Raw genomic sequence first — 12,337 nt, forward strand, 5'->3', positions numbered from 1 at the left:
TTTCCCTCCTTACCATAGACTTGTTTCGCTTGTTTTCTTAGCAATCTGGTTAACAGCTATCAGTAAAATTGCATTTATCACAGCATTAAACAGACCAACTGCGGCTGCAAAGCTATACTGCGCATCAAGTAAGCCAGCCTGATAAACGAATGTTGCGATAACGTTTGAAGACTCAAGGTTAAGCGGGTTTTGAAGAAGTAAAATCTTTTCAAAGCCCATTGCCATGATGTTACCGACGTTCATTATTAATAAAATAACAATTGTAGGTACTATCGCAGGAATATTTATGTGCCAAATACGCTGAAAACGTGATGCACCGTCTACAATTGCTGCTTCATGATGCTGTGGATCGACACCAGCAAGAGCAGCAAGGTAAATAATAGTTCCCCAACCAGTACTTTGCCATACGCCCGACAGGACATATACCGTTTTAAACCAGGCGGGATCACTCATAAAGGCAATCGGTTCAAATCCCAGGAATTGAAGAAAGTGATTTACCATACCTGTTGCCGGCGATAGGAATGCAATAATCATACCAGCCATTACAACAACGGATATAAAGTGTGGTGCATAGGTAACTGTTTGTACTGTGCGTTTATATAAGCCATCTTTCGCCTCATTTAATGCCAATGCCAGAATAATCGGCAGAGGGAAACCAACGACTAGCTCATAAACACTGATTCCGAGTGTATTCGTAATTAAATCCCAAAAATAATAGGAATCAAAGAATCGGGTGAAATGCTCGAAGCCAACCCACTCACTTCCGAAAATACCCAGTGTTGGAATGAAATCTTTAAATGCAATTTGAACCCCGTACATTGGAATATAATGAAAGATAAAAAAGTACAAAAATGCTGGCAATACGAATATGTAAAGCTGCCAGTTTTGCAGGATCTTTCTGTTTTTGCGTTTCTTTGGTGGTTTCTGCTGCTTTAAACCAGCATTCGTTTGCTTCATTTGTTTGGAATCATGTATAGGTTCCTCATTTTTCGTCGGGGAAGTTGCTGTATCTGAAGCCATCCATTATCCCTCCTTATGTTTTTATGAAACTGCTTACATATTAGCCTTTTCAGAATACTAGTTCAATATGTTGTTTCTGGCTGGGCTTGTCATCATAAAGAACAAAATGGGGGTTCAGGCTTATAATGTAAGGGGATTCATTCATCCAAATATGTTAAAATTGTTAAACTATGTATACCTTTACATTCCCTTTACAAAGGGGGCTTTGCATCAATGCATTTAGCCCTCATCTGTTAATTCATATAGACTCTTTTCGTAAACTTTGGGACTGCCCACTGCTTACCCCATCGAAACCATTTGTTGCTTTTTTAATCTTCGTAGTTTCTATAAACTGCGATGTAAGCGCTAGGTTGCTTTCCGCGGGCACGGCTTCAGCCTCCTCGAGAAACCCACTCTGCGGGGTCTTCAGACACGTGCTGTTCCCGCAGGAGTCAACGGTCCTCCGCTCCAAACAACCGCCAAGTAAGCGGATAGCAAATGTTTCTATCATCAAGAAGTAAATTACTTTTTGAAGTTAAAGGCACCGTCCCAGCGGAGGAAATACACGGAGACTCCTGCGGGAAAGCGAAGACGATGAGACCCCGCAACGAGCGTTCTTTGTGAGTGAGGAGGCTCATCGCGAGCCCGCGGAAAGCGTAGTGTATTTCCGGAGCGATTCTTGCTCTCAACCAGCGTTTGCAAATGATTTTTCACTATGTCGCACTTTATATCGACTACGGCGCAGATAACATTAAGTCACTTCGGTGGGACGAGCAGTACGTAGTCCCAATATATGCGAAAATAGCCTTCATCAAAAAAACCATGATAGCGCATCTCATGGTCTTTTTGATATTATTTATTTAGTTTTCTATATTGTCCCGGCGTTACTCCCACCAGATTTTTGAACTTGCGGGTAAAGTTTGCCACATCCTTATAACCGACCTCAACGACAATATCCTTGATAGGCTGATCCGTTTCTTTTAACAGCCTCTTCACCTCATTCATACGAAGATCCTGTACATATTGGGTAAAGGTTGTACCGGTCTGTTCTTTAAAAAATCGACTGAGATATGATACGGAAAGCTGGAACTTCAATGCGACACTTTCCAGTGAGAGATCATACAGCTTATAGCTGGCTTTAATGTAATCCAAAATATCATTTCGCATCTTATCATTATGACTCTCTTTTTTACTATCAACCTCTTTACACACATCCATGACAATCGTTTGCAGCTGCTGATGCAATTGTTCAATTGAATTAAAATCTGCAATCCGGTTCAAATCACTGATATGTTTTCCCTGTCCCATCTCCGTTACGGTTTTAACAATTGTATTGATAATATCAAAGCAAATAATTTTTGAAACCTGAATGGATGGCTCTCTCTCAACAAGTGCTGCAAACATACTTTGCAATGTCTCTGCGGCTACAGTCTCGTCCCCTTGCTTTAGGCTTTGGACAAGTTTCATTTGATCCTCTTCCGGGTACCCTAGGGATTGCTCTGATTGTGAACTTAATTCCTCAATATAGATGATGCTTCCTTCAGGATTTATAAATTTATATTCCATTGTCGCAAGTGCTTCGATATAGGATCGGTTAATCCGGTTTTTTTCATCATATAACCGCCCTACCCCAATTGTTGGATTAGAAAGTGATTTTTTTCGAATATACAATTGAACCTGAGAAACGATTTCCTTTCGCAGCTGTTCTGGTTTTTCTTGGGTTCTATCCAAACTTATAATCAACGCCATCGAATCATTATAAAATAAATCAATTCCATGCACTTTAGCATTCCCAAGGGAAATCTCAGATAACAGATTAAAAATATTTTCTCTATCATCTATATTTTCTTCAGTGAAAGTTCCCTTTTCGAAATAGACAATTGCTACAAAATAATAGTCATCCCACATTTGAATATTGAGTGATTGTATAAGTGAATCTATTTCTTCGTGATCACTAATATCCCCTTTCAGCAGCCTGATTAAAAATTGCTCCCTGGCAAAGGGTCTTTGCAAGTACATCGTATTATTCAAAATTTGTTGGTCCTCAAAAACATCTGTTATCGTTTTACGGATTGTCTCAAGCTCATTTTCCCCTTTAGAATCCGTTGCCTTATCGCCATCTCTTTTCGTAATTTCAAATAGCTTCTGGATTGGTTTATATTGATTTTTCCCGAGTAACACTGCCAAAATAAAACCGATAATTAAAAGGGCAATCAATATTGCTGAGATGAGGATTGTAGTATTATCCAATCGTTTAAAAAATTCATCCGTATCCATCAGCGTTATAAACTTCCACCCACTCATTTCGGATTGGACCGAAACAAGGGAATGATCCTTCCCATTCAGTTCTACAGTATTTACGCCATAATTATTAAAAGACAGAGCTGCCAATTGCTCCTTATCAATCGATTCATCATTAATAACAGACGTAATTACCTCATTGCTTTCATTAAGGATATATACATTGCCATTTAACTCTCCAGAAATATTTTTTATCAGGTCAGCAATTGTATCTTCTTCAATAAAATACATGACCGTGCCATATGGATTAGGACTTCCTGGTGCAACAGGAAATAAATAAGCAATCATATTCACATGGTGCTCGTTATTGATTACTACATTTTCAATTGGTTTAATAAAAGGAGTTTTTGTATGTAAATCACGAAGCAGTGTTTGCTTATCCCAATCATTAAAACTGTATTTATTTTGTAGTAATGCATCAATTGAATAGGATCCATTAGTCGAATAAATCGTATCTTTTTCATGATAATAAACAAATAATTCCTCAACAATGGAACTGTTCGCTTCATATTTTGTTAATTCATTTATTGCCTCCGTACCGTAATAGCCGTGGCTGATCATATATGGTGTCAGCCTGGGGTCATATGAAATTCTGGCAGCAATGGTTTCCAGTTCCTTCATTCGTTCATTTGTTATATTTTCTACCTGTTCCAGTTTGTTAATATTAGACTGCTCTATTTCCTGTCGGAGGTTAGATACAGAATTAAAATAAATAACCAGACTCATGATTAAAAATGGAACAAGAAATACTAGCAAATAGGAGATGATGTACTTATATAATAGACTGGTTTTTTTCCTCTTACGCCACATTGGTTCACCCCCTGTTTATGTTCTTTAAAATGAATTAACTTGCTCTTTTTTCCTCTATCTGTAAACAGGCCCCGTATGCAAACCAGGAAATTGGGAATGCAACAATAGAAGAGCCCATAAAAAAAATAAGGACAGGCAGAAAACTAAGTAAGTAATAGAGGAGAACCAAACAAATTATCATAGCAATTGTTTCCATCGGTCTTGCAAAAGCAATAAAAAATGATTGCTTGAAATACTGAAAAAATTTCAGTTCATAGCGTGCGAATACTAGGAAGAAATACATAACAGTAACGATATAAAGAAAAATAACTATTAATAGCAAAAAATGTATGTACGCAGTTTCTATCACTTGTTTGGAGACATTCATATCAAAATACAAAAATACTCCAAGCGCTATCAAAATAAGTCCAAGTCCATTGGCTTTAACAAATTGCGTTTTATATGCGGTAAAGAAATTTTTAAATATCGGTATATCAAAATCATCATCAAACCATTTATGCATAACGGAAAATAATGCGGCAGTTGCCGGGGAAATTCCGAATATACCAAGACCGAGCACTGTGAACAATACCCATAGAATATGCAGGTACATCACTTTTGCCAGCCAATTCCCCAAATCGTATATCCACTTAAAAATACCATGTAATGATGACATATAAGTCACTTCCTTTTGTGTACTGCTTCTTGAAGCCAGTTAAGACTAGTATTCTTTCGTAAACTTTCGGACTGCACTTCGTTCGCCCCACCAAAATACTGGGGACTGCGCACTGCTCGCCCCATCGAAACCATGTGTTGCTTTTTTAACTTTCGAAGAAAATAAAAAAGACCACACAGTGAAAATTCGTTTGTGTTACGTATTCACTCATGCGAATGCTGGTTGAGTGCTTAAAAAACTCGCTCCGGCAGAATACTTCGCTTTCCGCGGGCACGGCCTCAGCCTCCTCGAGAAGATCACTCTGCGGTGTCTTCGGACACGTGCTGTTCCCGCAGGAGTCTTCGTATTCTGCCTACGCTAGTAGGAATTATCTTAATAGTTTTAATCAAACTGCCAAGTTTTTTTGAAGGTGAAAGTACCATCACAGCGGAGGAAACACATGAAGACTCCTGCGGGAGGAAAGGCCTCGGTGAGACCCCACAGTGCGTAGCACGAGGAGGCTCACCAGCCGCCCGCGGAAAGCGTAATGTGTTTCCGGAGCGCTGTATTAGCACTCATCTTCTAAAGAGTGAAAGGAAGTCACACTAAAGTTGTGTCGTCTATTAGATCAACTACGGCGCAGATGACAGCAAGTCTTTTGGTGGGGCGAGTAATCGCAGTTCCAAGTCACTTCGGTGGGACGAGCAGAGCACAGTCCCCTAAGACTAAAATAAAATAAATATTAGAAAAACTTTGCTTGCGAGCGTCATAGTTTTTCATACTTTAATCCTTTAGCAAAGTTAAGCTTTCTTAAAGCATAAAAGAAACCGGCTTTTTCCGATTTCTTTGAATTTATTAGTAAAAATGTTGCGGAATTATTAGATTAATCTTCATTTATTATATCACACTTTCAGTTTATGTCATATTTTGTCGAAATATTCAATTTTTTGTCTGATTTAGTCTTATAAAAATGACTGTTCCCATTTTTACTGGAACAGCCATTTTCAATTATCCCTTTATAGCTACCTCTTCCGGTCGATAAACATTAGTAATTTTTCCAGTTTCATCTGTGGAAAACATAACAGTTCTTTCCGTCGCAAGAATGAAAGAATAGCTTTTTTCTGTTATCGAATCCCTGAAAGTAATCGGTGTATCCTCTGCAAATTCAGATACAAAGATATACAGTGAACCATTCTCAAACGAAAGCTTCCTTCCATAAACCCCTGGAAAATCACCCTCCAGCCAATCGAGTTCAGCTGAAATATTAGCTTTTTTCAATGCATGTTCATACAAAGCGATGATTGGCTCACTTCGTTCATTCAGCTCAACAGGTAAAGGACTCCAAATAATCTCACCTTTTCCATAGGAATATTCCTTTACCGCAGTTGTTTTTGGCTCAGCTGCAAGCATCTCTCGCATCGCATCAGCAATTCGCTCTCCACCAAATGATAATGGATAATGCCTTCCATTTACCTCAAGCAGTTCCTCACGCACGATATTCTCTATATGTGTTGATCCAATCACTTTCTCCATGCGTTCTGTCCTGTTCCAATACGCATCAAGGTTAACCGGTCCAGTGAAAAGCAGGGTGATGCCCTGTTCCTTTACAGCCGCCAAAATAGAATTCAGTGCATTGTCACTGAAATTATGTGGACTTGGTACGACAACTAATTTCGGTAGATCACTTTTTAGTGAATCCAGTTGATATTCGCTGAGTGCACGAAAAGGTATATTCATCTCATAGGCAAGGGTCCTTGTAAGCTTCGATGTAGCCTCTTGTGCCAGTTTACGATTTGAAAAATCATTGGAGTATGGAAATACTACTGCAATATCCTCAAGCTTCCGGTTTTTAAATAAATCACGTGTTTTGTTAATAAACGCCCCAAAGTCATAAGACACATCAGTTTCCGGCTTCTCCGTCCCATCTGCACGAATTGCACCGATATTTGATTCATTAATATTATTCATAAAATAGTTGGTGTTCCAAAGCCATTGAACAGCTCCGGCTCCACCTGTTGAAAAGGAGTAGGCATACTTTCTTTCCAGAATATTTCGTAGTTCCTCTTCACTTCTTTTTGCCTGATTATTTGGATTTTCCACGTACATAATTCCAGTTTCCTGTACCAGGTTAGGTTTTGCAGGATCTTTGGTGAAAATACCATCCCAGACTAGTTGGTCCATCAGCCACCATGTATGGTTTGTCGTATAATCAACCGCCTCACTGTAAAACAACGGAGATGGGCGCTGTCCTGCCAGTGCTTCATCCTGACCAACAGTAACAAGCTGGTTTGGTGCAAGCTGTTTGATTGTGTCAGTAAGCTCCTTCGCCCATTTGTTATGCATGTCCATGGTATACAAAGCATAGTCGATCCATTTCAATCCTTTTTTTCCTGAAAGCATGTCCCTGATTCCAAAGTTAATCTCACTGGCTTCAGGAGGTTCAACCACAGCAAACGATGGTAGCTCCCGTTCTGTCATATTCCATTTTTCCTGAAGCTCAGCAATGGAGCCATGACGCTTTTCCAGCCATTCCCTATATGCTTTACGATCAAAGGAATCATGAAGTGAACGCGGTCCGGCAAAAGTTCGACTTGGGTCAAACATGGAAGGTTCATTAATCAGATCCCAATTTATATTTGTCGTCTTAGTATGTCTTGAGACAAATGCTGTAATAAACCGTTTTTGAGCTTCAACACTCCTTGGATCAAGGTATGGATTCTCACCCTCCCATGTTTCCGGTGTGAAGGAGAAGAAATTAAAAGTAACCTCCAAATCATGCTTTTTTGCACAAAGTATGAAAGCATCAACGGAACGGAGCACATTTTCATCCACATGCCCATCGACAAACATCATATGTCTCCATGCCGTCCAAATTCCTGTACGAATATAATTAATGCCGGCACGCTTCATTTGTGCCATGTCACGATCCCATACAGATGGATTCGGAAGGAAAAGGTAATAACGGGCCACATCTGAAGTCATATAGGTCATCCCAACAATTGGGAATGGCCGTCCATCTTTTTGGAAATAATCTCTGTCATTGGATAAGGGTTCTCCCTCATTCAGCAGATCTCTATCCATTCCCCAGAATCCCTGATGTAATGTTCGCTTCTCACCATTCGCAGATTTAGCGACACAGGAAACTTCATAGTATCCGGGCTTTATATCCACGGGAATGACAAATGACTTTATCTGAAATTTATTTGATACTTCTATCTCTTCCACTTTGGAATAGACCTGTTCTCCATCTTTAGTAATTGAATAGGTTAATGACCATGGTATCAACTGTTCACGGAAAGCCTGTATCTGGAAGCTGACATTTGCCCGCTCTCCGTCCTCATACGTAGCATAATTTGTTTTCAACGACATTTCAGTAACACCATTTGCGGTAAATGTTGCAAATTCGTTGATGGCCCTCGCTCCACCAGCTGTCCAAAACTGCTCTGTTATCTTTTGGTTGATAAACAGCCAGCGCCCTCCGGTGAATTTCCCTTTCACATTTTCAATCAGTACAACTGGAGCAGCTACCTGACGTCCGGTTTTCGAGATACCTTTCAACAATGGATAAATACGAGCATCCATCGGGCCAACAGAACCCATCTCAGCTTCTATAGTGCTGGATTTTGTCACATGCAGAATAAAATTATATGTATCCTCAATTGTAAAAAGCTCTTCTTTCTCGCTAAACAATGGAATATCTTCATTATGCTCCAGTGATACGATTGGTTTCGATTTAACAGGCAATGTCTCGTGAATATTCAGCTCCTGATGGTATGCTGTCTGCTCACGTTCTTTTTTCCATTCACCATCAATGAAATTGCATGGAATTCGAAAAGGGCTGCCACCAATATGCAGGAAACCTTTACCATTTTCCATATGTTGATAAATTGCCTGCCAGGCGTTTTTTGGAAAATAAGGGCCATGCAAGTTAATCAGACAGTCTACTTCTTTGTTTCTTAAAGCATCATTTAGAGATACAGCGTCTACAACCGTTAAGTCATCTCCAAAATTCTCAAAAAAGGAAACATCCGGTCTATCGCCATCTATCGGGAATCCTGAATCATAAAATAGTACGATTTTATTCATATTTATTTCCCCCATATCTTGGTTTACTACCTCCCATATATCAATAATAAAGACGGAAGCGTTACCATATTACTACTGCTCATTATCAGTCACTCAGACATAAAAAGTAAATATGTAAATTTTTTTGACTATGTAACCCTTTACATTACTATCTGAACAAAGCCTTATGTTGATTGACTTTTTCATTAAAATAGGCCTGCAGGGATTCCGGCAGGCCTACTCGATATGCTGTTGCTCAATTAATGATATCTGTATTAATAATCTTTGATTCTGATATTCGCCAATCTCCATCTTCCACAATGAAGGTCTGTTCCATCCTTGCAATATGGTCATGATAGGATAGTCCTTCTGCGATATATTCAGCAGTTGCCCGCTGCTCTGATTCAACTTTCATTTTAGTCTCTTCTTCTTCTAAAACCTCAAAATCCAACAGCTCATATTTAATATCATAATCCTTAAAAAAACCTTCAATTTCATTCTTAGTACTCTCTCTGCCACTTTCTACTAATGTGTTTAGATATGCTTCCATTTCTTCTTCCTGTGTCGCCTGAAGATTTTTTTCCAATACTTCTTTTACCGCTTTCGCATTTTCGCTCAAACCTTCAGAAGACGTATCCTTTGTTGATCCCCCCGAATTGGAGCATCCCATTAATATTATTGGGAGCATGATCGTAATCAGCAGCCATTTTTTCATTACATGCCTTCTTTCTCTGTATCTAGTATTTGTTTGATGATTTTAATTGAAATGATACTATAACCGCTTCGATTTTTCCAATCGATAGCCACCTTTTTAAAAATGATTTATTATTATGACCGTTTTCGAACGGAACGCCCTTTATAATTTACCGCAACTATCCCGAAAGCAACCAACACCAATGCTGCCAAAATATACAAATTCAATTTTTCTCCAGGTATAAACATTGCTGACAAAATTGCTCCCGAAACCGGTGTAATAAATTTGAACATCGTTATTTCACCAGCTTTATTATATTTCAATAGCGAATACCAAAGACCAAATGCGGCAGCAGACAGCAGCGCCGAATAAATGAACAGTCCCCAGCCCAGTGGCGTAAATGTCATTGCATTCTCACTGAGCTGCGGCACACCAATAATCAACATAAGTCCTGCCCCGATTGTCAGCTGCCAACCCGTTATTGCAAACGGATGGATACCAACGGCCAATTCCTTTGCCATAATTGTTGCGATGGCACTGGTCAGCGCAGCTAATATCATATATCCTTCACCGGTTAATTGAAAACTTAGTTGCAGTTCCTGCCCCCAATTAGCGACAATTATCCCAATGAAGCCGGCAGCTAATCCAAAAGCTTTTTTTGCACTCAAGCGATCATTGGAATAGAAAAAGTGTGCTAATATTACAGTAATAAATATACCACTTGAGGATAAAATCGCCCCTTGCATTCCAGACACTTTTGCAAGTCCATTATAGAAAAAATAGTACTGCAAACCTGTTTGGATAATACCAAGAATAATAAGAAACAAAAATTGTCTCTTCGTAACGAAAAGATGTCTTCTATTGAAAAAGAATAAACCTACGAGAATAATTAAACCGGCTAACAGAAAACGCATACCGGCAAATACAAGTTTTGCAATGGTGTCATCTGCCGCCATTTGTATTTCTTCATAGCTTACTTTTAATACGGGAAAAGCACTGCCCCACAAAATGGAACAGAATACAGCAATCAAAACGACAAGCCATTTCTTTTTAAATAATATATCCAAATATGTCAACTCCTATGTTGCAGTTAAATCTTTATTTAAACCTTATTTATAATAGCATATATAGATAGTAATATTCTCCCTTCCAGCTTAATAGTATTAACTAACAAGCTATTTTTGGGAGGGTATACGATGACAAGAAATGATACATTGCTAACAGGTGATATGATCAAGAAATACTATGATCTAAATCAAAGGAAGAAAGAAATCGAGCAAGAAATGAATCATTTAAAGAAAATATTTAACACCTATTTTGATGGTGAGGCTGGTTCGGGATCAAAGGGGGAATTCAGCCATAATGGCTTCAAACTGCAAAGACAGATCCGCAAATCTGAAAAATTTAAGGATGAATTGACTATCTCAAGACTGGAAGATTTGAATATGAGTGATCTGATAAAAGTTGTGAAAAAACCAGATGATAAGAAGATAAATGCAGCTGTGAGTCTGGGATTATTGAAGGAGGAAGATTTGGAAGAGTGTAGGATTACGAATTATTCAGCTGCTATAACAGTTAGGGCTGTTAACTAATATTCCGCAATATTAAAGTAGAATATCTTTTGTCCGGATATCAAACAGTTATTATATAATCATCCCCTCCGACTTAGATAAAACTATGAGTCAGAGGGGTATTCATATTAAAACCGAACTTCTACCACTAAATCAAATTACTCCACCCTTTTCCAAACTGGTCCGCAATACATCCTCAATCCCATCCGCCATTTTCATAAAACCAAGATCATTCGGATGGACACCATCAACTGTACATTCATGCCAGTTTTCACCAAGCAGCTGTGATCCATCCAGAAAAGAAATATACTTGTCCCCTTTGCGCTGGAGTTCTGCAACAGTCGACCTGGAGATTTCTCTGCGCCGCTCATAGTCTTTACCCTGTTCATCATTTAAATGCTTGGCATATCGGATTCGTGACATGACAATAATCGGAACAAATGGATGCCACTCCCTGTATAGTTCTATAAAAGGAAGCAGTGTTGCATTATATTGGTCGGCATTAACATTGCCTTCATAATCTATGACAAAACAGCCCGGTCTCTCAATCTCTCTTGCCGACAAAGCAACTTCTTTCTCTCCTTTGCCACTTCCCGAGAAACCCAAATTGATGAATTCCAATGGAAATCTTCTGCTTAAAATATTAGTATACGACATTCCTGGTCGGCTGGCACAGCCTCCTTGCGTAATAGAAGTTCCATAGAAAATCGCCCTTTTTTCAGTTTGATATGGCTTTGGCTGCTGAATAACAGCATCTGGGTCTATTCCAACTAGAACCTCTTCCACACCCTGATAGAGTGGAAAGTTTATCGTCACTTCGAGTAATTCATCCAATTTACTCCCAAAATGCCAAAGTGTACTTTCATATATTTTCTCATTAAGTGGGGGAATCGCTGAAGACAGGTACTGTTGCTTCCCTGGTTCTCCAACGTATACATCAAAACCGCATTGTCCCAGTGCCGACATATGGCCCATATTCGCTTCCCCTGATAAGGTTACTTTTATCTCTAGCTTTCTAGTATTCGTTTTGAATCGAATTTGTCCACCTGATGTGCAATCAGCTAATTCATTTACTCGGTCAGGAAGCTTAGCTACAGGTTGCTTCGGAAATCTGCGGTATATTTTTTCCTTTTGAAACCACGCAAAACCCGTTAAATCAAATGGATATTCCTTAGGATCGCACCAATTAATCTGATTCTCTTGCACCCCATTTGAAACAGCATCTTTTATTATGCTTCCATCCCCATTTTGGCCACTTTTCAT

Annotated in this window: 8 protein-coding genes; 1 reads left to right on the forward strand and 7 read right to left on the reverse strand. The window is 39.1% G+C overall.

Translation table 11 applies throughout. The annotated features are described in order from the left end of the window. Nucleotides 1-9: 9 nt before the first annotated feature. From CIL05_RS00745 to CIL05_RS00770, 6 genes are all read right to left on the reverse strand, one after another. Nucleotides 10-957 carry an ABC transporter permease gene (locus CIL05_RS00745; protein WP_095654040.1) on the reverse strand — a complete coding sequence of 316 codons (948 nt, stop codon included), beginning with the start codon at nt 955-957 and terminating at the stop codon, nt 10-12. 894 nt (nt 958-1,851) lie between these two features. After that, on the reverse strand, nt 1,852-4,110 hold the full coding sequence (locus CIL05_RS00750; RefSeq protein WP_095653591.1) for a helix-turn-helix domain-containing protein: 2,259 nt from the start codon (nt 4,108-4,110) through the stop codon (nt 1,852-1,854). A gap of 34 nt (nt 4,111-4,144) precedes the next feature. Beyond that, nucleotides 4,145-4,765 carry a YesL family protein gene (locus CIL05_RS00755; protein ID WP_095653592.1) on the reverse strand — a complete coding sequence of 207 codons (621 nt, stop codon included), beginning with the start codon at nt 4,763-4,765 and terminating at the stop codon, nt 4,145-4,147. A gap of 987 nt (nt 4,766-5,752) precedes the next feature. After that, complete coding sequence (locus CIL05_RS00760) at nt 5,753-8,830, reverse strand: beta-galactosidase (protein WP_095654041.1); 3,078 nt, start codon at nt 8,828-8,830, stop codon at nt 5,753-5,755. 235 nt (nt 8,831-9,065) lie between these two features. Continuing rightward, on the reverse strand, nt 9,066-9,524 hold the full coding sequence (locus CIL05_RS00765; RefSeq protein WP_095653593.1) for a hypothetical protein: 459 nt from the start codon (nt 9,522-9,524) through the stop codon (nt 9,066-9,068). A gap of 113 nt (nt 9,525-9,637) precedes the next feature. Then, the gene (locus tag CIL05_RS00770) at nt 9,638-10,570 is read right to left on the reverse strand and encodes a DMT family transporter (RefSeq protein ID WP_095653594.1); all 933 of its coding nucleotides are present in this window, start codon (nt 10,568-10,570) and stop codon (nt 9,638-9,640) included. 129 nt (nt 10,571-10,699) lie between these two features. On the opposite strand from CIL05_RS00770, the gene CIL05_RS00775 reads away from it, so the two are divergent. Further along, nucleotides 10,700-11,095, forward strand: a complete 396-nt coding sequence (locus CIL05_RS00775; RefSeq protein WP_095653595.1) for a hypothetical protein — start codon at nt 10,700-10,702, stop codon at nt 11,093-11,095. 132 nt (nt 11,096-11,227) lie between these two features. On the opposite strand, the gene CIL05_RS00780 is transcribed toward CIL05_RS00775, so the two are convergent. Beyond that, entirely contained in the window at nt 11,228-12,337 is a 1,110-nt protein-coding gene (locus tag CIL05_RS00780) for an SGNH/GDSL hydrolase family protein (RefSeq protein ID WP_095653596.1), read from the reverse strand.

Source organism: Virgibacillus profundi, assembly GCF_002287375.1.
GTDB lineage: Bacteria > Bacillota > Bacilli > Bacillales > Amphibacillaceae > Virgibacillus_K > Virgibacillus_K profundi.

Bases quoted from the DNA above. Each gene is read 5' to 3' on its own strand.
- CIL05_RS00775 (WP_095653595.1), top strand. From the start codon at position 10,700: ATGACAAGAAATGATACATTGCTAACAGGTGATATGATCAAGAAATAC.
- CIL05_RS00760 (WP_095654041.1), bottom strand. From the start codon at position 8,830: ATGAATAAAATCGTACTATTTTATGATTCAGGATTCCCGATAGATGGC.
- CIL05_RS00780 (WP_095653596.1), bottom strand. From the start codon at position 12,337: ATGAAAAGTGGCCAAAATGGGGATGGAAGCATAATAAAAGATGCTGTT.
- CIL05_RS00765 (WP_095653593.1), bottom strand. From the start codon at position 9,524: ATGAAAAAATGGCTGCTGATTACGATCATGCTCCCAATAATATTAATG.
- CIL05_RS00745 (WP_095654040.1), bottom strand. From the start codon at position 957: ATGAAGCAAACGAATGCTGGTTTAAAGCAGCAGAAACCACCAAAGAAA.
- CIL05_RS00755 (WP_095653592.1), bottom strand. From the start codon at position 4,765: ATGTCATCATTACATGGTATTTTTAAGTGGATATACGATTTGGGGAAT.
- CIL05_RS00750 (WP_095653591.1), bottom strand. From the start codon at position 4,110: ATGTGGCGTAAGAGGAAAAAAACCAGTCTATTATATAAGTACATCATC.